Annotated in this window: 17 protein-coding genes and 4 tRNA genes; 5 read left to right on the top strand and 16 right to left on the bottom strand. The window is 59.8% G+C overall.

Annotation, left to right across the window (positions count from 1 at the left end; genetic code table 11):
- Positions 1-2: 2 nt before the first annotated feature.
- The 9 genes from NA637_RS11040 to NA637_RS11000 all read right to left on the bottom strand — a co-directional run bounded on the left by NA637_RS11040 (position 3) and on the right by NA637_RS11000 (position 9,215).
- Positions 3-1,172, bottom strand: a complete 1,170-nt coding sequence (locus NA637_RS11040) for an ABC transporter permease (protein ID WP_102617803.1) — start codon at positions 1,170-1,172, stop codon at positions 3-5.
- Positions 1,169-2,941 carry an ATP-binding cassette domain-containing protein gene (locus NA637_RS11035; protein ID WP_102617804.1) on the bottom strand — a complete coding sequence of 591 codons (1,773 nt, stop codon included), beginning with the start codon at positions 2,939-2,941 and terminating at the stop codon, positions 1,169-1,171. Before NA637_RS11035 ends, NA637_RS11040 begins: the two co-directional genes overlap by 4 nt.
- Position 2,942: 1 nt before the next feature.
- Positions 2,943-3,980, bottom strand: coding sequence for a secretion protein HlyD (gene hlyD / locus NA637_RS11030; RefSeq protein ID WP_102617805.1), 1,038 nt, complete (start codon positions 3,978-3,980; stop codon positions 2,943-2,945).
- Positions 3,977-4,594, bottom strand: coding sequence for a TetR/AcrR family transcriptional regulator (locus NA637_RS11025; protein ID WP_102617806.1), 618 nt, complete (start codon positions 4,592-4,594; stop codon positions 3,977-3,979). The genes hlyD and NA637_RS11025 overlap by 4 nt, the downstream gene beginning before the upstream one ends.
- Positions 4,595-5,205: 611 nt before the next feature.
- On the bottom strand, positions 5,206-5,634 hold the full coding sequence (locus NA637_RS11020) for a LexA family protein (protein WP_169897553.1): 429 nt from the start codon (positions 5,632-5,634) through the stop codon (positions 5,206-5,208).
- A 571-nt stretch (positions 5,635-6,205) separates the two neighbouring features.
- On the bottom strand, positions 6,206-6,382 hold the full coding sequence (locus NA637_RS11015; protein WP_256072298.1) for a hypothetical protein: 177 nt from the start codon (positions 6,380-6,382) through the stop codon (positions 6,206-6,208).
- 102 nt (positions 6,383-6,484) lie between these two features.
- On the bottom strand, positions 6,485-7,240 hold the full coding sequence (gene istB / locus NA637_RS11010; RefSeq protein WP_034000379.1) for an IS21-like element ISPre4 family helper ATPase IstB: 756 nt from the start codon (positions 7,238-7,240) through the stop codon (positions 6,485-6,487).
- A 20-nt stretch (positions 7,241-7,260) separates the two neighbouring features.
- Entirely contained in the window at positions 7,261-8,775 is a 1,515-nt protein-coding gene (gene istA, locus NA637_RS11005; protein ID WP_034000381.1) for an IS21 family transposase, read from the bottom strand.
- 266 nt (positions 8,776-9,041) lie between these two features.
- Positions 9,042-9,215: a hypothetical protein gene (locus NA637_RS11000; protein ID WP_256072297.1), complete on the bottom strand. Its 174-nt coding sequence runs from the start codon at positions 9,213-9,215 to the stop codon at positions 9,042-9,044.
- Positions 9,216-9,497: 282 nt separating this feature from the next.
- Here NA637_RS11000 and mobH point away from each other — a divergent pair, with 282 nt between their 5' ends.
- Together mobH and NA637_RS10990 are read left to right on the top strand one after the other, a co-directional pair.
- Positions 9,498-11,390, top strand: a complete 1,893-nt coding sequence (mobH, locus tag NA637_RS10995; protein WP_169897550.1) for a MobH family relaxase — start codon at positions 9,498-9,500, stop codon at positions 11,388-11,390.
- Positions 11,387-12,664 carry a site-specific integrase gene (locus NA637_RS10990; RefSeq protein ID WP_169897549.1) on the top strand — a complete coding sequence of 426 codons (1,278 nt, stop codon included), beginning with the start codon at positions 11,387-11,389 and terminating at the stop codon, positions 12,662-12,664. Before mobH ends, NA637_RS10990 begins: the two co-directional genes overlap by 4 nt.
- A 140-nt stretch (positions 12,665-12,804) precedes the next feature.
- Here NA637_RS10990 and NA637_RS10985 read toward each other — a convergent pair.
- The 7 genes from NA637_RS10985 to rluD all read right to left on the bottom strand — a co-directional run bounded on the left by NA637_RS10985 (position 12,805) and on the right by rluD (position 18,006).
- Positions 12,805-12,881: transfer RNA gene (locus NA637_RS10985), tRNA-Pro, on the bottom strand.
- A 135-nt stretch (positions 12,882-13,016) separates the two neighbouring features.
- Positions 13,017-13,092, bottom strand: a tRNA-Lys gene (locus NA637_RS10980).
- Positions 13,093-13,097: 5 nt separating this feature from the next.
- Positions 13,098-13,174: transfer RNA gene (locus tag NA637_RS10975), tRNA-Pro, on the bottom strand.
- Between the two features lie 10 nt (positions 13,175-13,184).
- A tRNA-Asn gene (locus tag NA637_RS10970) sits at positions 13,185-13,260 on the bottom strand.
- 203 nt (positions 13,261-13,463) lie between these two features.
- Positions 13,464-16,028, bottom strand: a complete 2,565-nt coding sequence (clpB, locus tag NA637_RS10965; RefSeq protein WP_256072296.1) for an ATP-dependent chaperone ClpB — start codon at positions 16,026-16,028, stop codon at positions 13,464-13,466.
- Positions 16,029-16,300: 272 nt separating this feature from the next.
- The gene (gene pgeF, locus NA637_RS10960; protein ID WP_256072295.1) at positions 16,301-17,035 is read right to left on the bottom strand and encodes a peptidoglycan editing factor PgeF; all 735 of its coding nucleotides are present in this window, start codon (positions 17,033-17,035) and stop codon (positions 16,301-16,303) included.
- Positions 17,032-18,006, bottom strand: coding sequence for a 23S rRNA pseudouridine(1911/1915/1917) synthase RluD (gene rluD / locus NA637_RS10955; RefSeq protein WP_256072294.1), 975 nt, complete (start codon positions 18,004-18,006; stop codon positions 17,032-17,034). Before rluD ends, pgeF begins: the two co-directional genes overlap by 4 nt.
- A 288-nt stretch (positions 18,007-18,294) precedes the next feature.
- On the opposite strand from rluD, the gene NA637_RS10950 reads away from it, so the two are divergent.
- Genes NA637_RS10950 through NA637_RS10940 form a run of 3 tightly spaced genes read left to right on the top strand, consistent with a single transcriptional unit; the run spans position 18,295 to position 21,181 of the window.
- Positions 18,295-19,302: an outer membrane protein assembly factor BamD gene (locus NA637_RS10950; protein WP_256072293.1), complete on the top strand. Its 1,008-nt coding sequence runs from the start codon at positions 18,295-18,297 to the stop codon at positions 19,300-19,302.
- A 60-nt stretch (positions 19,303-19,362) separates the two neighbouring features.
- A complete protein-coding gene (locus tag NA637_RS10945) occupies positions 19,363-19,599 on the top strand; it encodes a PP0621 family protein (protein ID WP_256072292.1) in 237 nt (78 codons plus the stop codon).
- Complete coding sequence (locus NA637_RS10940; protein WP_256072291.1) at positions 19,589-21,181, top strand: sensor histidine kinase; 1,593 nt, start codon at positions 19,589-19,591, stop codon at positions 21,179-21,181. The genes NA637_RS10945 and NA637_RS10940 overlap by 11 nt, the downstream gene beginning before the upstream one ends.
- Positions 21,182-21,235: the final 54 nt, after the last annotated feature.

The following is a 21,235-nucleotide window of genomic DNA, read 5'->3' as shown; positions in this document are numbered from 1 at the left end:
TTTCACTCCAGGTTCTTGCGCGTGGCGCGCTTGGCGATCATGAAGAACAGCGCCCCGATTGCCGCCATTGCCGCCAGGTTTGGCAGGAATACCGCCCAGATGTCACCGACCAGGAACACGGTCTTCAGCGAGTCGACGAAGTAGCGGGCCGGAACCAGCAGGGTGATGGCCCGGATCGGTGCGGGCATGGCGTCGATTTCGTACAGGAAGCCCGACAACATGAAGGCCGGCAGGAAGCCCGTGAACAGCGCGATCTGCGCCGCGAGGAACTGGTTGCGCGCCAGCGTCGAGATCAGCAGACCCTGACCCAGAGCCGGCACCATGAACACCGCCGACAGGAGCAGCAGGGCCGGCAAGGAGCCGCGCATCGGGACGCCGAATACGAACACGGCCAGAGCCGCCGCGCCCAGCGTAGATAGCATGCCGAGCACGAAGTACGGCAGCAGCTTGCCGATCAGGATTTCGGCCACCGAGGCGGGCGTGGACAGCACTGCCTCCATGGTGCCGCGCTCCCACTCGCGCGCCACCACCAGCGCGGTGAGCATGGTGCCGATGATGGTCATGACGATAGCGATGGCGCCGGGGATCAACGCGCGGCGGCTCTCAAGCTCGGGGTTGAACCAGTAGCGCGGCTCCAGCACGATGGACTGCGCCGGTGCTGCAACGTCCAGCCCGGCACGCCAGGACTGCACCACGCCGCGGGCGTAATTTTCGACATAATTGGCCGTATTGGGGTAAGAGCCATCGGTGATGATCTGTACCAGCGGCTCGCAGCCACGCTGGGCCAGACGCTGCTCGAAATCCTGCGGAATCACCACGTAGCCGCGCAGGTCGCCGGAGACCAGCTTATCGGCCACTTCGCGCCGGTCATGAACGAAGTGCGTGTTCAGGAAGCGGGTGCCCGAAAACGCTGCGGCCAGCGACTGTGCCGATGCGCCGGGCGACTCCAGGACCACGCCAACACGGACATCCTTCGCATCCAACGACACCGCATAGGCGAACAGCAGCAGCAATACCACCGGCAGCACGAACGCGATCAGCAGCGTCGAGGGGTCGCGCAGCGCCTGGTAGCTTTCCTTGGTGACCAGGGCCATCAGGCGCCGCAGATCAAAACGGCGCAAGTCGGTCTGCTGTGGTCCACTCCCGCCTTTGTGCTTTGTGGCGCCGTTCATGTGGCGGCCTCCATCTCGCGGTCTGCCGACTCCACCAAGTGAATGAAGGCGTCCTCCATGGTCGGGTCGGGCCGTTCGGGGCTGATCGCCAAACGTTTGAGCGCGTCGGGCGTATCCAGCGCTATCAACTGTGCCTGTGAGAGCAGCGCCACGCGGTCGCAGTATTCGGCCTCGTCCATGAAGTGGGTGGTGACCATGATGGTCACGCCCTTGCGGGCCAGGCCGTTGATGTGGGTCCAGAATTCGCGCCGGGTGATGGGATCTACCCCTGAAGTGGGTTCGTCCAGAAACAGCACCGGGGGCCTGTGCATGAGCGAGCAGGCCAATGCCAGGCGCTGCTTGTGCCCCAGCGGCAGGGAATCGGGCGTGGCGGACAGCCAGTCACCCAGATCGAAGGTTTCGATCATCTCGGCGATGCGCTCGCGCCGCGTGCTCCCGTCCAGCTGGTACACCCCGGCCGAGAACTCCAGGTTCTGCTGCACCGACAGCAGTCCATAAAGCGAAAATTTCTGTGCCATGTAGCCGAGCTGGCTCTTGGCTGCGCCGGTGGCGCGGCGCAGATCGTGACCCACCACATGCGCTTCGCCAGCAGTGGGTTTCAGCAGGCCGCACAGCATCTTGAAGGTGGTGGACTTGCCGGCGCCGTTGGGACCGAGCAGACCGAAGATTTCGCCCTTTTGCACCTCGAAGCTGACGTTGTCGGTAGCGGTGAATTCGCCGAAGCGCTTGGTGAGATTGCGGCACGACACGGCAATGTCGGAACCCAGCTCAACCGGCGGCAGACGCTCGGCCAGCGTCGAAGTGCCGCCGGGGCCGCCACCGAGCAGATCGATGAAGGCGTCTTCGAAGCGCGCAGGCACCTGTGCCAGCCGCACTTGTGCCTGATTCGCCAGCGACTGGATCTCCCGGGATTGTGCACCGTCGCGCAGCACCAAGCGCACGCCGGCGCCTTGAATGACGCCATCGCTGACACTGGGCAGATCGAGTGCCTGGGTCAGGACCGCTCGGCGCTCGGCACCAACGTCTTCTAGCCGGAAGCTGCGGCCTTCGAGCTGCGCGGTCAGTGCTTGCGGCGGACCATCGAACAGGAGCTGTCCCTGGTTCAGCAACAGCACGCTCTCGCAACGCTCGGCCTCGTCGAGATAGGCGGTGGACCAGACCACGGCCATACCTTCATCGGTCAGCGCCTGCACCATGCGCCACAAGTCCTGGCGGCTGACCGGGTCGACACCCACGCCGGGCTCGTCCAGCAGCAGCACCTTGGGCCGCGCCATGAGCGCACAGGCAAGGCCCAGCTTCTGCTTCATACCGCCGGAGAGCTTGCCGGCGAGGCGCTTGGTGAAGGGCCCGAGCCGCGTGAAATCGAGCAGTTCGGCAAACAGGTCGGCATTGCGGTCTGCATCCATGCCGCGCAACTGCGCATACAGGCGCATGTTCTCCATCACCGACAAGTCTTCATACAGACCAAAGCGCTGCGGCATGTAGCCGCTGGCGACGTGAATGGCATCGTTGTCCTTGACCACGTCAAAGCCGGCCAGGGTGACGCGGCCGGCGTTAGGCACCAGGAGGCCGGTCAGAATCCGCATCAGCGTCGTCTTGCCGGCCCCGTCGGGGCCGACCAGACCCGTCAGCCGCCCATAGTAGATGCGCGCGCTCAAGCCCCGCAGGGCCTTTACGTCGCCGAAATGCTTGTCCACGTTTTCGATGACGACGGCAGCGTCTTCGCCCGCACCAGCAGGCATGGCGGTGATGGCAGGGCTTGTCTGCATTTCAACGCTCCCCCGGGATATTGGTGCCGGCTTTCGCATCGACCTCGATCGTCACCGGCATACCCTGGCGCAAGGCCCCGTCGCTATCGGCTTCGTCGATGACGATGCGCAGGCGGTACACCAGATCCGTGCGCAAATCCGTCGTCTCGACCGTCTTGGGTGTGAATTCGGCGCGTGGCGAGATGAAGCCAATCTGGCCGCGATAGAGCTTCTCAGATGAATCGCTTTTGACGCGCACCACAGTTCCGGGGGCGATGCGCCCCAAGTCCGACTCGCCCACGTAGGCGCGCACGTAAACCGGCTTGTCCAGGCTCAGGCTGTAGACCGCGCTCTGGCTTCCAACCATGCTGCCGGGCTCACGCACTCGTGCGATGACGGTTCCGCTACTGGGCGCCATCAACTCGGTGTCCGCCAGGGCTGTCGTGGCTTGCGCTGCGGCAGCCTGCGCGGCCGCGAGGCGAGCCTCCGCCGCGGCGATGTCTTCCTTGCGGAAGCCTTCGGCTGCTTGCGACAGGGCCGCCTTGGCTGCTTCGACGCCAGCGGCTGCCTGGTCTCGTGCCGTGCGGGCGGCGTCGACCGTACGCTGGCTGCTGGCGCCCGATGCCAGTAGGCCATTCTGGCGCTGGAAATTACGCTCGGTCTCGGTGGCGAGCGCCTGTGCCTGCCTGAGAGCCCCGCGCGCCTGGGTGATTTCCTGCGGCCGCAGACCACGGCGCAGCTTGGCCAGTTCCGCCTGTGCAACCTGCACCTGGGCTTGCGCCGCCGCAAGGGCTTCCCGATAGGGTTGCGCATCAAGCGCCGCCATGCGTTCGCCGGCGCGTATGGCATCGCCCTCATCGAAAGCCATTTCAGTCACGCGCCCAGGCTGGCGGAAGGCCAGTTGCACCTCGCGGATGTCAACGTTGCCGTACAAGCGCAGCTGACTGTCATCAGTACCTGCGCGCTGCATCCAGAAGAAGCCGGAACCACTTGCAATCGCGACGATGGCGGCAACGACGAGGGTACGTTTGGCTTTGTTGGAAAGGCCGTTGATCTTCATTGCCCGGCCTCCGAGTGGCGGACACCACGGCGGTAGATGGCGAACACCCCAGGCGCGTCACGGCGGATGCGCGCCACATCGCCCGCCAGCAACGACTGCATCACCAGCCCTTGAATTGTGCCGATGAATAAGACGACGGCCGCGTCCACATCCAGTTCTGAATGCAGCTCGCCTCGCGCCTTGCCGGCTTCGAGCAGTCGACGCAACCGCTCGCCATATTGGCGGGTCAATGTCTGTACCATTTTCTTGGGTAGGGACTCTCCCGGTCGCTGCAATTCCCCGAAGAGCATCCTCGGCACACCCGGGTGTTCGGCCACGAAGTCAATGTGCGTCTTGAAGATCGCCTCAAGGGCTGCGAGCGGTGACGTAGCGCCTTCTGCGGCCTTGTCCACCCGAGCCAGCAGGCGTTCCGTGACCCAGGACATCACCGCCTGCAGGATGGCGTCCTTATTCGGGAAGTGACGAAACAGTGCGCCCTGGGTTAGCCCCATGCGCTGCGCGATGGCAGTGGTTGTGATGTCGCTGGGATTCTGTTCGGCAGCCAGGTCGACGACTGCCTCGATGGTGGCCACACGCCGCTCATCGGCTGGTAGATGCTTAGGGTGTCCGCTCATCACTTGCGCTTCCAGAAGTAAGTAATCAATTACTAACTTATCACAACACAGGCACGCCGCAAGAGGAAACGCTCGAAAAGGAGATCACGATGAGCCGCAGAATAACTATCGGGCGGCTGGCAATGGCTGTCGCTATGCACGGTCAGGCCTGGTCTGCTCAGTCTGGCGTCGCGCTCGGCTGAAATCGGCCCGCAGCATGTGGTATGCCGGAATAGAACCGCAGCGCGTTCCTGGCGACACGTGAAGCACCCAAGCAACATTCAGGACGCCGTGAAAAGGGGGGCAGATTAGATTATTCAGTTAATGAATTGGCTGCTTCTGGCCGGTTTCTGCCTGCCGCAGCCGGCAGCTCCGGGTCGATTGCTGTCCGTCATGGCCGGCAGCTTTGCGTCGACTGCTGCCGATGAAGGAAGCAGCATTTCGAGTAGCGCAATGCAGATCCTTGCCATTGGCTGGATTCAGTAGAATACGGACCTCGAAAAATCTATAAATAGTTACAAACAGTAAAGCATTGAATTGTAAGAATAAAATCAATACTAACGGTTAGTAAGGGTCCGGATGAGTTGCAATCGACCAACGCAAACACGGGTAAGCCTGCGGCTTGAGGTGTTTTACCGCTCATGGTCGCGCACGCTGTAGTTGACCACTCCCCATATCATCAGCTCGTCGCCTTCCATCACGTACCTGGGCGGGTATTTGGGGTTTTCCGCCATCAACACCACTTGGTTGTTTTGCACATGCAGACGCTTGCATACCGACTCAGTGTTGAGCGCAGCAATGACGATATCGCCATGACGCGCCGTTTTACTGCGGTCAACGATCACCAGGTCGCCGCTGAAAATGCCTGCGCCTTGCATGCTGTCGCCAAGAATTTTGGCCAGGTACATGTGCGGTGCACGAATATCAAACAATTCATCCAGTGATATCAGTTTTTCAAGGTGGTCGGCAGCCGGGGAGGGAAAGCCCGCTGATACCTGAGAGGAATAAAGCGGTAGCGATACGCCGCCGCTGACAATTGGACCAAGAAGGGTCACGCTCATACGCTGGCCTGAAATATGCTGTATGGATGAACAGTTAAGCGTGTAGCCTGGTTTCCGTCAACGTGAGCCGACGAATGCCGCGTCACCAGGTAGCAACGTCGAGCAAATACGGGGTTATGCCGAGATAAGGGGGAAATTCACTCACTTCGCCAGTAACACACTGTTCTAGTTTGATTTTTTTGAGTAGCCAAAAATCATTTTAACCCTGAAAAGGTGCCTTCACCGTGTTTAGCTCAGCAGTATCGGATATCATTTGTTTTCCGACAGCCCCGTATTTGCTAGGTTTGAAGCCCTTACGGAAAAAACTAGGGTTTGGGCGTGCAACCCCTACTTAGACACTGGTTTGCTACACCACCACACCAACCCAACCAGTCCAAAAAGCGCCAGGCCAGACACCAACATCGACCAATCAGGCCAAGTGGTGAAGGCGTGCCCCCTGACGGCCAGGCTTAATTGCATAAGGCCGTACTGGCCGCCGATGAGGATCACCGCACAAAGCAGCACTCTAAAAAAGTAGTTGTACATCCTGTGCCCTCCGCCCTTGCGTTCGTTCGGTGATAGTCCAGCAGGACTACTGTTGGCCTTCGGCGCCCTCGATGCCGCGCATCCGCTCGACGTGTTCGGCGTTGCTGTCAGTCACATGTTGCCCTCGGACCCTCAACGAGGGCGTCCAGTGGGCAATGGTGGCATGGATTCGGGTCAGTTGCTCGGCCAGGGGTTGGTTGCGGATTCCACGACACTTGGACACTCAGCCCACGATCATTTGGACACTCGTTCCATGCTCACTTGGACACCTGATCCACGTCCACTTGGACAGGCAGTCGGAGCGCAGCGACGCAGGTTTGCATTGTTAGTCTGAAGTCTCTGTCGCCGTCAATTTCGTTGCGCGTCTGCGCATCGATTCGCCCTTCAGTTCGATCCGATAAGCGTTGTGCACCAGCCGGTCGAGGATCGCATCGCCCAAGGTCGGGTCGCCGATCAGCGCATGCCATTTGTCCACCGGCATCTGGCTGGTGACCAGCGTCGAGCGGTTGCCGTAGCGGTCGTCCAGCAGTTCAAGCATGTCGCGCCGCTGCGCAGCGGTAAACGGCGCCAAGCCCCAGTCGTCCAGGATCAGCAGGTCGGTCTTGGCATAGCCGGCCATGAGTTTGGCGAAACGGCCGTCGCCGTGAGCCAGGCCCAGCTCCTCCATCAAGCGCGGCAAGCGCAGGTAGCGCACGCTGTAACCGTCGCGGCAGGCCTTGTGAGCCAGCGCGCAGGCGAGCCAGGTTTTGCCTACGCCCGTTGGGCCGCCGATGATCAGGTTCAGGCCGTCGCGCAGCCATTGGCCGCTGCCCAGTTGCAGGATCAGGGACTTGTCCAGGCCGCGTGGGCTGCGGTAATCGATGTCTTCCAGGCAGGCGTTATGGCGCAGTCGTGCCAGTTTCAGGCGGCTGCTCAGACGCGTGTTTTCACGTTCGGTCAGCTCGCGGTCGACCATCAGGCCGAGGCGTTCGTCGAAGCTCAGATCATTGATATCGGGCGTGGCGTGTTGCTCGCTCAGCGCCTTGATCATGCCGTGCAGGCGCAGGGTTTGCAGCTTGTCGAGTGTCGGGTTGGGCAGCATTTTGGTGCTCCTTTTTCAGGTCAGTGGTAGTAGCCAGGGCCGCGCAGGTTGATGTGTTCGTCGGGCAGTAGCGGCAGGTTTTGCTGGGACAGCGGTAGCTTTTCCAGCCCTTGGCGCAGGATCGATTCAAGGCTTTTGTAGCTGCACGCGCCCAGTGCCAGCGCTCGCTGGCAAGCGGCTTCCAGCCGCTCTTCGCCGTGCTGCTTGCTCAGGCGCAGGATGCCCAGGCAGGCGCGGAAGCCGTGCTGAGGATGGATTCGGCGCTCAAGGATGTAGGCGATAACGCCAGCGGTGTTAGGCCCGGTCTGCTCGGCCCAGCGGATCAGCCGTTGCGGTGTCCATTCGGCGTGCTCCCGGTGGCTCTTGGGCATGTGCTCGGTTTGGGTGGTGTGGCGGCCTTTGTGCAGCGAGCGCAGGTGACTGGCCACCCGCTGGTTGGCGTGGAAGCACTCGACGGTCTTAGCGGTTAGCCGCACTTCGAGTTGGTGCTTCACCAGCTGGTACGGCACCGAGTAGTAATGGCCCTCGACCTCGACGTGATAGTCGATGTGCACCCGCGCCTTTTTCCATTCGGCGTAGACATACGGATGTTCTGGTAGCGGTTGCAGTGCGGGTTGGTCGATGGTCTCGAAGGCCGAGCGGCGTGAGCCGGGCAGCTTCTTGAAGGGCTTTTGATTGAGGCGTTCGAGCAGCAGGCTGATTGCCGTGTTGAGTTCTCCGAGCGAGAAGAACTGGCGGTTGCGCAGCACTGCCAGGATCCAGCGCTCGACCACTTGCACACCCACTTCAACCTTGGCTTTGTCCTTGGGTTTACGCGAACGCGCGGGCAGTACGGCTACGCCGTAATGCTCGGCGAGATCGCGGTAACTGGGGTTGATGTCCGGCTCGTAGCGATGCGCCTTGGTGACGCCACTGCGCAGATTATCGGGCACCAGGATCTGCGATGTGCCGCCGAAAAAAGCAAAACAGCGGGCGTGCGAGCCCAGCCAGTCGGGCAGTTTCTGCGACCAGGTGGCCTCGGCAAAGGTGTAGCTGGACGCGCCGAGGACGGCGACGAAGATCTGGGCCTGACGGATTTCACCGGTCTGTCGGTCGATGATGGGCGCGGTCTGTCCGGCGTAATCGACGAACAGCTTTTCGCCGGCACGGTGCTCCTGGCGCATGACAACGTCGACCTTGGCGGCCCAGAGGCGGTAGTGCTCGCAGAACCAGCTGTATTGGAAGCCTTGCGGGTGAGCGAGTCGATATTCCTGCCAGAGTAGGGCCAAAGTGACGCCGGGGCGGCGTAACTCGGCATGCGCCCAAGACCAGTCAGGCATCGGACGTTGATCGCTGGGAACTGTTGGTGCTGGAGGGAACAGGCATCGCTCCAGTTCGGCATCCGATAACAATGTCGGCCAACTCAGCCCGCAAGCGTTGAAACGGTGCAAGTAATTGCCCGCACTGCCGCTACTGATGCGCAGGCTGGCGGCGATCTTGCGCACGGACAGGCCAGCGTCGAACTTTAGACGTAGTACCTCTCGGATTTTACGCATGGATATACGCTCCACGATGACCTCTTCGCTTCGAGAAAAGAGGTCGATGGTAGTGAATAATCCTGCGTTGCTGCCTGCCTGAGCATGGATCGGATCAGTGGAACATCACTGTCCAAGTGCTTGTGGAATCAGTGTCCAAGTGGCCGTGGAATGAGTGTCCAAGTGGCCGTGGAATGAGTGTCCAAGTCAGCGTGGACTGGGTGTCCAAGTGCGCATGGAATCCCCAGGTTGGCTATCAATCATCGGTATGTCGGGGTTCCTTTCAGTTAAGCCCAGTTCAGTTCATTATGGGTAACGAGGACGTCATTCGCCGACTCGGCAACACCGGCGCGTAGCACTTCGCCACGAACCTCGCGATCCAGTTTCACAAGTCCCAAAGCGACGCCGTAAAAACCGCCCGCAAGAGCAGGCTCAATCTCGACGCCGGGGAAGTTGGACACGAATACCTCGAAGGCATCAGCGCCTTTTGCGGCACGGAGCCGTGACACGTCATCTGTCACGGCTAAGACTTGGCACGGGCGTTATACCTCGTAAAGCCCGGTTTTTTACCCACTTAGGGAACTTGAGCCTCTGAGTGCCAGCACTCCCTCCAGAATTGTCACTCCAATAAAGTGGCACTCTGCCAAAAGAAATACTCGCGACGGCCAATGATACTTTTCCCTTGTTCACGACCCCGCTGATAGGAGAAAAGCCCGCCCCATGAATCTTTTCTGGAGCAGGCGATGTTCTCTATTTTCCGTCGTAGTAAAGCGCGACCCGCTCAGGGCCCCTCCCCTAATGGCTTTATGCAGCCGGCCTCCAGCCAAACACTGTTGGCATCGCCGCGCCGCCAGAAACTACTGGAGAACATCTGGCAGCGTGCATCGTTATCCCGCTCACAGTTTGCCGAACTTTACCGGCGTCCACTTGAGCGCTACGCAGAGTTGGTCCAGCAGCTTCCTGCTTCGCAAAACCATCACCATGCACACCCCGGCGGCATGCTGGATCACGGGCTTGAAATCGTCGCCTATGCCTTGAAGATTCGACAGACCTACCTGCTCCCCATAGGCGCACCACCGGAGTCTCAATCAGCACAGGCTGAGGCATGGACTGCCGCAGCAGCTTATGGCGCCCTGATACACGACCTCGGCAAGATCGCCGTCGACGTGCACATTGAACTGGAAGGCGGCAAAACCTGGCACCCGTGGCATGGCCCAATCAACCGTCCTTATCGCTTTCGATACGTGAAAGGCCGCAACTACCAACTGCACGGCGCCGCCGCCGCACTGATCTACACGCAGATCCTCTCTCAGGACATTTTAGACTGGCTCAGTGGCTTCCCCGAACTGTGGTCGCAGTTGATCTTCATCTTGGCCGGCCAGTACGAACACGCAGGTATTTTGGGCGAAATTGTAGTCAAGGCCGACCAAGCGTCCGTTGCCCAGGAGCTCGGCGGCAATCCTGCCCGCGCCCTCTCCGCACCGAAACAGTCGCTGCAGCGGCAACTGGCTGACGGCTTACGTTATCTGGTCCGTGACACGTACAAGCTAAATCAGCCCGATGGGCCGTCAGATGGATGGCTGACACAAGAGGCTTTGTGGCTAGTCAGCAAGCCTATTTCCGATCAGTTACGCGCTTATCTGCTTACCCAAGGGGTTGAGGGTGTTCCCAGCTCAAATGCCCCTTTCTTCAACATGCTGCAGGATCAGGGCGTGATTCAGACGAACGCTCAAGACAAGGCCATTTGGAAGGCCACGATTGATAATGGCCGAGGCTGGCGCAACACGCTCACGCTATTGAAGCTCTCGCCGGCACTGATCTGGAATGATCCCAATGACCGGCCTGACCCGTACATAGGCACTGTTGAGGTAGAGGTCGGCCAACCGCCAGAGGAGCCATCAGAGAACATACTGATCGCAGAGCCCAATAAAACGACGCTTAAGCACATCGAACCCAAGGTTGCCCCAGCCGAACCATTCACGCCAACGAACTCTGCGACAACACTTCTCCCTCCTGCAAGCGATCCCGATGAGATTGACGCACTGCTCTCCCTTCTTGGTAGTATCGCTGAGCCACCATACGATTCTAATAACCAAAACAACCCACACGTATCTCCGGCCAATACAGACCTCTCGGCGCCGGAGAATTTCCAGCCTTCTCAAGCCCACGAGTCAGGAGGTGTATTCCCAGAAGCCATACAGGAGGTCGGCCCAGTGCCGAATAGTCATGTCGAGCTAGGCCAGGGATTTGTCGAATGGCTTAAAAATAGCGTCGCCTCACACACCCTCGTCATCAATGACGCCAAAGCGCTGGTTCACACCGTGGCGGGAACGGCCCTACTGGTCACCCCAGGCGTTTTCAAGCGTTACGTCCTAGAACACCCCCAGATTGAGCGGCTAGCCAAAGCACAGCAGGTCACCGCCTGGCAGTTAGTCCAACGCAGCTTCGAGAAACAGAAGCTTCATCGAAAAACGGACAAAAGCTTGAACATCTGGACGTGTGACGTGGTTGGCCCCCGCAAATCAAGACAGCTCAAGGGTTATTTGCTTCGGGATCCCCGAACGATTTTCACGGAAGTCCCTTTCGACAACCTCAGCTTGTCGCTCAGATCAGAATCAATGGAGCCCACAAAATGACTACTCCCCTGCAACTGACGGAGGATTACATCTTTGCTCGTGACCTCAGGGAAGCCACTGCGAAGATCTATCACGCTTCGACCAAAGCGCTACTCAAGCATTTCGGCGCGACCCCGATTGAAGAGATCGATCACAGGGCAGTCCTGTCATGGAGGAAAACCTTTCTGACGAAGGACAAATCAAAGCGTAGCTGGAACACGTACTCGAGTCACCTTCGCACCATATGGGGATATGCCATAAAGCATGGAATGTTAACTCATACCCAAACTAACCCGTTCAAGGAAACCTGCGTTACGCCGGCAAAACGAGCAAGCAAGACAATTGATGGCGACGTGATCCAGCAAGCGCGCAACTGGCTTAATGCTATGGAGGGGGAAGAGCGCTGTACGCACCAGCGTAGCCAAATAACCCCGGCATGGTTCTGGCTCGCAGTTTTCGAGGTGTTTTATTACACCGGTATTCGGCTCAATGCTTTATTGCATGTGCGCTACAAGGACATTGATTGGGACGCGCAAATGATCTTGATACGGGGAGAAACGGAAAAAACGCATCGAGAATTCTCAGTGCCTATCATGCCGGGCCTGGCACCTCACATACGACTCATCCTGGACAAGGCGAAACGTGCAGGCTTCTGCGCGGACGATCAGTTGTTCAATGTAAACCGTTTCTCTAGGTACTACCGTGGGAAGGAAATGACTCTGGACCAAGTCGAGGCGATGTATACAAAGCTCACAACGAAGATGGGGGCTCGTATCACACCACACCGCTTTCGACACACGTTAGCCTCTGATCTGATGAAGCAGCCCGAGCGCAATATCCACCTGACAAAAAACCTGCTAAACCACTCGAACCTGGCCACGACAATGAGCTACATCGAGGTGGACTACGGACACATGAGAGAGGTTCTTCATGAGCGCAGCGTGGTGCAAGGGGCGCTAAGACGCGTTCGACGAGAAGATACATCCATCAAGCCACTGCCCCATACAGAATCTCATCGATTATCGAACGACTCTACGGCGCAGCTACCTCCGCCTAAAGCCTTGGAGCAGATGTCAAAGGCGATAGGCCTATCATGCGGATTTGAGCTAGAACAGATATTGAGCTACGTCGCGGCCCGTGTTGGGCGGCCGAATGAGCTGATCAGCAGAGAAACGCCCCCTCCCTCAGAGCTTAGCGCCATCAACGCGCTTTTAACCTCACCGTTCAAAAACACAACCGCCAGCACTTCAGGCGCGATGGTTTACGCAGCCGGGCCTACAAAAAACGGCCTCTGACCGCTCGTCGGTTATTCTGGATTCTAGCCCAGCCTTGTTTTCGACACGAGGAGCATGAGCTCGCCAACACGAAGGCGAAATTTTGGAGAGGTGCTTGCGTAAAGCAAAAAAAACGCCCTTAAGGCGTTTTTTATGAAGGCTGGTCGGGGTAAGGGGATTCGAACTCCTGACATCCTGCTCCCAAAGCAGGCGCGCTACCGGACTGCGCTATACCCCGGTATATGCACCGAAAAAACCGGTGCATATTGACATCATGCGGCATCGAAACTAATGTCTGCCGCAGACGGCTGCATGTCTATTGAGTAGATACCGCTTAACTCGACTCTGAAAAAACACACATCCGCTTTGAAAATGGTGGGTCGTGTGGGATTCGAACCTACGACCAATTGGTTAAAAGCCAACTGCTCTACCAACTGAGCTAACGACCCAGAAATGGTCGGGGTAGGGGGATTCGAACTCCCGACATCCTGCTCCCAAAGCAGGCGCGCTACCGGACTGCGCTATACCCCGATATGGAATTTGGCTCCGCGACCAGGACTCGAACCTGGGACCCAATGATTAACAGTCATTTGCTCTACCGACTGAGCTATCGCGGAACTTCATTTCCAGCTCCTCAGGTGGTCTGCGTTACTGCTTGCTTTCCCCCCTCAGAGGCGCGCCATTTTACGGTTCTCGGCGCGCCTGTCAACAGAAAAAATACGATTTAGTACAATGATTTGCACGATGCGACAGTCCGACCCGCTGTGCGGGCGACAGAGCCGCTGGCAGCGTTCGACGGAACGGCGCCAGCACCCGTCGATCAGGCGAAGACGATCTCGTCATCCTGCACCCTCCCCGAGATGTTCGAGCCCGGCTCGAAGGCACCAGAGAGTATCTGCTGCGCCAGCGGATTCTCGATCCAGCGCTGAATGGCTCGCTTCAAAGGCCGCGCGCCATAGACCGGGTCGTAACCTACTGCAACCAGCTTATCCATGGCCTCGTCGCTCAGCTCCAGACTCAGCTCGCGCTCGGCCAGCCGCTGCCGCAGGCGGCCCAGCTGAATGCGCGCGATGCCAGCGATCTGATCGCGAGCCAGCGGATCAAAGACCACCACTTCGTCGATACGGTTAATGAACTCCGGCCGGAAGTGATGGCTCACGGCATCCATGACTGCCGCACGCTGCGCATCGGGATCGCCGACCAGCTCCTGAATCTGGCTCGAACCCAGGTTCGACGTCATCACGATCACGGTGTTGCGGAAGTCCACCGTACGCCCATGACTGTCGGTCAGACGACCATCCTCAAGCACCTGCAGCAAGATGTTGAACACATCAGGATGCGCCTTCTCCACCTCATCGAGCAGAATCACCGAGTAGGGCTTGCGACGCACAGCCTCAGTCAGGTAGCCGCCCTCTTCATAGCCCACGTAGCCCGGCGGCGCTCCGATCAGGCGTGCAACCGAATGCTTCTCCATGAACTCGGACATGTCGATGCGGATCATGGCCTCTTCGGTGTCGAAGAGGAATTCGGCCAAAGCCTTGCACAGCTCGGTCTTGCCCACACCGGTCGGGCCGAGGAACAGGAACGACCCACTGGGACGGTTCGGGTCGGCCAACCCGGCCCGCGACCGGCGAACCGCATTGGCCACCGACACCACTGCCTCGTGCTGCCCGATCACGCGCTGGTGCAGCAGGTCTTCCATCTTCAGCAACTTTTCGCGCTCGCCTTCGAGCATTTTCGAAACAGGGATACCGGTCCACTTCGAGACAACCTCGGCAATTTCCTCATCGGTCACCTTGTTACGCAGCAGCTGGTTCTCGGTCTTACCGTGCTGGTCGACCATCTGCAGGCTGCGTTCGAGGTCAGGCAGGATGCCGTACTGCAGCTCAGCCATGCGCGCCAAATCGCCCTTACGCCGCGCAGCCTCCAGCTCGGCCTTGGCTTGCTCGATCTTCTGCTGCATCTGGGCAGAGCCTTGGACTTCGGCTTTCTCCGACTTCCAGATCTCCTCGAGGTCGGCATATTCGCGTTCGAGCTTGACGATTTCCTCGTCGAGCTTGGCCAGACGCTTCTTGGTGGCCTCGTCGTCCTCGTTCTTCAGCGCTTCGCGTTCGATCTTCAGCTGGATCAGACGCCGGTCAAGACGATCGAGCTCCTCCGGCTTGGAATCGATCTCCATGCGGATGCGGCTGGCCGCTTCGTCGATCAGGTCGATCGCCTTGTCCGGCAGCTGCCGGTCAGTGATGTAGCGGTGCGATAGTTTCGCCGCCGCGATGATTGCGCCGTCAGTGATGGAGACGCCGTGATGCACCTCATAGCGTTCTTTCAGGCCGCGCAGGATGGCAATGGTGTCTTCTTCACTCGGTTCGTCGACCTGCACACGCTGAAAGCGACGCTCCAACGCGGCGTCCTTCTCGATGTACTGACGGTACTCATCAAGGGTGGTGGCCCCGACACAATGCAGCTCGCCACGCGCCAGCGCTGGCTTGAGCATGTTGCCAGCGTCCATCGCGCCTTCGGCCTTGCCCGCACCGACCATGGTGTGCAACTCGTCGATAAACAGGATGACGCGGCCTTCCTGCTTGCTCAGCTCGTTCAGTACCGCCTTCAGGCGCTCTTCGAATTCGCCGCGAAACTTGGCCCCCGCAATCAGCGAGCCCATGTCCAGCGCGAGCAACCGCTTGTCCTTGAGCCCGTCCGGGACCTCACCGTTGATGATGCGCTGCGCCAAGCCTTCGACGATAGCGGTCTTGCCGACCCCGGGCTCGCCGATCAGCACCGGGTTGTTCTTGGTGCGCCGTTGCAGCACCTGGATGGTCCGGCGGATTTCGTCATCGCGACCAATCACCGGATCGAGCTTGCCATCCTCGGCGCGCTTGGTCATGTCGACGGTGTACTTGTCCAGCGCCTGCCGCGACTCTTCGGCGTTGGGGTCGTTGACGGCCTCGCCACCCCGAAGATTGCTGATGGCGTTTTCCAGAGCCTTCTTGCTCACCCCCTGGGCGAGCAGCAGCTTGCCCAGACGGGTGCTGCCATCCAGTGCAGCGAGTAGTACCAGTTCACTGGAGATGTATTGGTCGCCTTTCTGCTGCGCGAGGCGGTCAGCCTGGTTGAGCAGACGCGCCAGATCCTGAGACATGTTCATGTCGCCGGTCGGGTTTTGCAGTTTCGGCAACTGATCAAGCTCTTTGCTCAGCGCCTGGCGCAACCCATTGATGTCGAAGCCCACCTGCATCAGCAGCGGTTTGATCGACCCGCCCTGCTGTTCAAGCAGCGCCTGCATCAGATGCAAGGGCTCGATGGACGAATGGTCGAAACCAACAGCAATGGATTGGGCATCGGAAAGTGCAAGCTGCAGCTTGCTGGTCAAACGATCGATACGCATGTAATCACCTTTCTAGGTAAAGGCAGGCCGTGCATTGAAACGCACTCGAACGAAAGCCTGCGAGATGGTCCTTAGATGAGGTTGATTGTTGGAGATTCAAGTCGGGCAAGCTGCAAGCTGCAAGCTGCAAGCTGCAAGCTGCAAGCGAATCAGCATGACGGCTGCCAGCGTCAATACTGACTCCTCCAGCTCCAGCGCTTTTCTCGGCTCTGCTTTTAATTTGCCGCTTGTCGCTTGTCGCTTGTCGCTTGTCGCTTGTCGCTGGCTGCTGTCTATTCCAGCCAGATCAGGCTGGCGAAGCGCCCTGTGCGGGCGGCACGGCGATAGGAGTAAAAACGGGGATCGCTGAGGGTACAGAAACCGCCGCCGAAGACAGCCGTAACGCCGCATGCAGCCAGACGGATTCGGGCGAGCTGGTAGATGTCGGCCAAGAAGTGGCCTGGGCGATGGCTGGGGGTAAAGGCTTCGAAACAAGCGGGGTGGCGAGAGATGAACGCATCACGCACCTCGCCGCCGACCTCGAATGCCGAAGGGCCTATTGCAGGACCGAGCCATGCAATCAATTGCGGCCCAGGCACCGCCATGGCCGCCACGGTAGCCTCCAACATGCCGGCAGCCAGCCCACGCCATCCTGCATGGGCAGCCGCGACACGCGCCCCGTCGAGGTCGCAGAACAATACCGGCAGGCAGTCGGCGGTCAGTACCGCACAGGCAATACCCGCTTCACCCGTCCAGCCGGCATCGGCGGTGGGGCAACCGCGCGGATCGGCTTCGACAGCGTTATTGGAATGAACCTGGCTCATCCAGGCAGGCTCGCAACCGAGCAGCCGCTGCAAGTACTGTCGATTTGCAGCCACCCGCTCGGGCACATCGCCGACATGATCGCCCAGGTTGAAGCCATCGAAAGGCGCCTGGCTCACGCCACCGCTGCGCGTAGTGATGCACGCTCTCACACGGCGAGGCGCGGGCCAGTCAGGGCGGATCCAGCTCTCCGGCCAGTCGGTCACCCGCTAAACGCCTCGCGATCCTGCTGCAACAACGTCAGCAGCCAGACAAGGTCATCCGGCAACGGCGATTCCCATTTCAGCCGCTCGCCACTGATCGGATGGTTGAGCTCCAGAAAACGCGCATGCAATGCCTGGCGCGGGAAATCGCGCAGCGTTTGCACCATGGTCGGGTTCGCTGCCGGCGGGATCCGAAAACGCCCGCTGTAAAGTGGGTCACCCACCAGCGGATAGCCGATGTGCGTCATATGCACACGGATCTGGTGCGTACGCCCGGTTTCAAGCTTGACCCGAACATGGGTGTGCGACCGGAAGCGCTCAAGCACCCGATAGTGACTCACGGCAGGCTTGCCGCCCTCGACCACTGCCATGCGCTGACGCTGCTGCCCATGCCGACCGATGGCCGCATCGATGGTGCCACCAGTGATGATCACACCGATGACGACCGCCTCGTAGATGCGGCTGACGCTGCGCGCCTGCAACTGCTCGACCAGACGCGTCTGCGCCTGCAGGGTCTTGGCCACCACCATCAGGCCGGTGGTGTCCTTGTCCAGACGATGCACGATACCGGCACGCGGCACGTTGATCAGATCGGGAACATGGTGCAACAAGGCATTGAGCAAGGTGCCGTCGGCGTGCCCGGCGGCAGGATGCACCACCAACCCGGACGGTTTGTTCAGTACCAGAATGTGTTCGTCTTCGAAAACGATATCCAGCGGAATGTCCTGCGCCACCCATTCGCCCTGAGCCTGCTGCGCGGCGCAAAGCTCCAGAACGGCACCCGCATGCACTGTATCCCGTGGACGCAGGACAGCGCCGTCTACGGTGAGCTGACCCTCCTTGATCCAGGCAGCGAGACGCGAACGGGAATGCTCGGAGAACAGCTGTGCCGCAACTTGATCGAGGCGCTGCCCACCGAGGTCGTAGGGCACCTCGGCGCAGAGATGAATGGCCTGGGTGGTGATCGTGGACATAATAAAAGGGCGCTTCAATAGTTGGAGAGGCAACCGTGCGATTCGACCGATTGCGACCGGCGATGAGCCGCTCCATGAGGAAGGGGAGCGACTCTGATCGACAGGCAGGACGCCCATGGGCAGATCCTGAGTCTGAGCAGCCCCTCGACAGCGACACGGGTGCAGCCTTTGGTTTCAGCAACACGCTTGTGTTTAAATACTGCGTCTTTGTCCCGGTCAGCCGGGGCGCTCATCATAACAGGACGGCTCAGCGCAAGACAGCCAGCCGTCACAGGGACGCAAGCCGCCATGCAAGTGAAACACCTGCTGCTGATCGCCATATTCGCCCTTACCGCTGCCTGTTCGTCCAACGAAACCATCAATGAAAACCTCGGCGAAGCGGAACTCTACCGGCAGGCACAGGCCGACCTGGACAATAAAAGCTTTACCAGTGCGATCAACAAGCTGAAGGCTCTCGACTCCCGCTACCCCTTCGGCCGCTTCGCCGAGCAGGCACAGCTCGAGTTGATCTATGCCTATTACCGCAATGTTGAGCCGGAAGCCGCGCGCTCGTCAGCTGAACGCTTTATCCGCCTGCATCCGCAGCATCCCAGTGTCGACTACGCCTACTACCTGAAGGGCCTGGCCTCCTTCGACCAGGATCGCGGCCTGGTGGCGCGCTTTCTGCCGCTGGACATGACCAAGCGTGACCCCGGCGCTGCGCGCGATTCCTTCAACGAGTTCGCCCAGCTGACCACTCGCTTTCCGAACAGCCGCTACTCCCCAGATGCCAAGGCACGGATGATCTATCTGCGTAACTTGTTGGCGGCGAGCGAGATCCATGTCGCCGACTATTATCTGCGCCGCCAGGCCTACGTGGCCGCGGCCAATCGCGGTCGTTATGTAGTGGAAAACTTCCAGGGCACGCCTGCTGTTGGCGACGGCCTGGCCGTCATGACCGAAGCCTATCAACGCCTTGGTCTCGAGGAGCTCGCTGACACCAGCCTGGAAACGCTCAAGCTCAACTACCCGCAACATCCCAGCCTGGAAGAGGGAGAATTTGTGCCGCGCCAGCAGGAAGCCGACAATCGCAGCTGGCTGTCCCGCGTCACCCTCGGCCTGATCGAAACGGAAAACAAAGCCCCAGACCGCTCGCAATCCAACCGCGACGTGGTGCGTCAGTATGAGAATGCCGCCGAGGATCTCCCGGATGAACTGCGACCCGTACTGAGAGAAGCGGAAACCGAAGCCGCAAAGGAAGAGCAAGACGAAGACCGCTCATGGTGGAGTTATCTGACCTTCGGCCTGTTCGACTGAGTACCCTACCGCAGCCTGCCAGATCGGCAGGCCCGCATGGCTTAGCCAGGAAGTAGAGATATGGGTCTGTTTCGACTGTTGTTCTGGATCATCCTCATTGCGGCTGCGTTCTGGCTCTGGCGTCGCCTGACCAGCAAGCCCGCAGCCCCAGGCAAGCCCCAACAGACCACTGTCATGACAGTGCGCTGCGTTCAATGCGGCGTACATCTGCCCCGTGAGCAAGCACTGCAGAGCCATGACCGCTGGTACTGCAGCCAGGCGCATCTGGAACAGGACAGCAAGTCGGGTGGGAACTGAACGCCTGACGTTTTTCGGTTACCAGGGCCGACGAATTCTTCGGCTCTATCATCTCTATCGCGTCGTAATCGGCTTGGTGTTGGTTCTGCTCATCAGCAGCGACCTGCACCATGATCTGATGCGCATGACCAACCCGACGGCGTTCCACTACGGCGCCTGGCTCTATCTGATCCTCAACATCTTCGCCGCCGTCTTGCTGCAGAATCCCAAGCGAGAACTACCGGTACTGGCGCTCGCGCTGTCGGATGTCAGCCTACTCGCCGCACTGTTCTACTTCGCAGGCGGCACACCCAGCGGGATCGGCAACCTGCTGATCGTCGCGGTCGCCATTGCGAATATCCTGCTGCACGGCCGTGTCGGCTTTTTCATCGCCGCAGTCGCCGCAACCGGCCTTATCTATCTGACGTTCTACCTCAGCCTAAGCGACAGCGCGGCAAGCAGTCAGTACGTCCAGGCCGCCGCACTTGGCACACTGTGCTTCGCCGCCGCACTATTGGTGCAGGGTCTGACCAGACGGCTACAAGTCAGCGAAACCCTTGCCCGCCAGCGCGCCGAAGAGGTCGCCAACCTCGAAGCGCTGAACGCCCAGATTCTGCAGCGCATGCGCACCGGAATCCTTGTCCTCGATCCACAGGAACGTGTGCTGCTTGCCAATCAGGGCGCCCTCGAGCTGCTCGGACAACAGTCACTGACTGGGGAACGACTGGCGCCGTGCTGCCCGGACATCATCAAGGGCCTGCAACGCTGGCGTGACAATCCGACCCTGCGGCCGCGCAACTTCAAGGCCACGCCTGACGGCGCCACGCTGCAGCCGAGCTTCGCTACGCTGCAGCATGGCGTGAAGCAGGACACGCTGGTGTTTCTCGAAGACATCTCGCAGATTGCGCAGAAGGCCCAGCAGCTGAAACTCGCGTCGCTCGGGCGGCTGACCGCCAGCATCGCCCACGAAATCCGCAACCCGCTCGGGGCGATCAGCCATGCCGCGCAATTGTTGCAGGAATCAGAGCTGCTGGACGCTGCGGATTTGCGGCTGACGCAGATCATTCAGGATCACTCGCGGCGCATGAACCTGGTGATCGAGAACGTGCTGCAGCTCTCGCGCCGACGCCAGGCCGAGCCGCAACTGCTGGACCTGAAATACTGGGTGCATCGATTCGCCAGCGAATTTCGCCAGACACTGCCCGCTCGGCACTTTGTCCACGTGGAGACCCAGGGCAGCTCATTGCAGACCCGCATGGACCCGAATCAATTGATTCAGGTGCTGACCAATCTGGTGCAGAACGGCCTGCGCTACAGTGGCCAGAAACATGACCAGGCACAGGTATGGCTGGCACTCTTCCGAGACGAGACGAGCGACCTCCCCGTACTGGAGGTACTCGACGATGGTGCAGGCGTGCCGGCCGAGCAGGTCCAGAACATCTTCGAGCCGTTCTTCACTACCGAGAACAAGGGCACGGGGCTGGGGCTGTATATCTCTCGCGAACTGTGCGAAAGCAATCAGGCGCGGCTGGATTACCGAGAGCGAGACGAGGGAGGCAGCTGCTTTCGTATCGTCTTTGCGCATCCGCGCAAGCTGAGCTGAGCCCGCCGAGAAGGCAACGGGTCACACATCGGCCACGGCCGTGGTACAACCTAG

This window comes from Stutzerimonas stutzeri, from assembly GCF_024448935.1.
Taxonomy (GTDB): domain Bacteria; phylum Pseudomonadota; class Gammaproteobacteria; order Pseudomonadales; family Pseudomonadaceae; genus Stutzerimonas; species Stutzerimonas stutzeri_AO.
The sequence above is the reverse complement of the archived record's forward strand: the minus strand, read 5'-3'. Positions and strand labels throughout refer to the sequence as shown.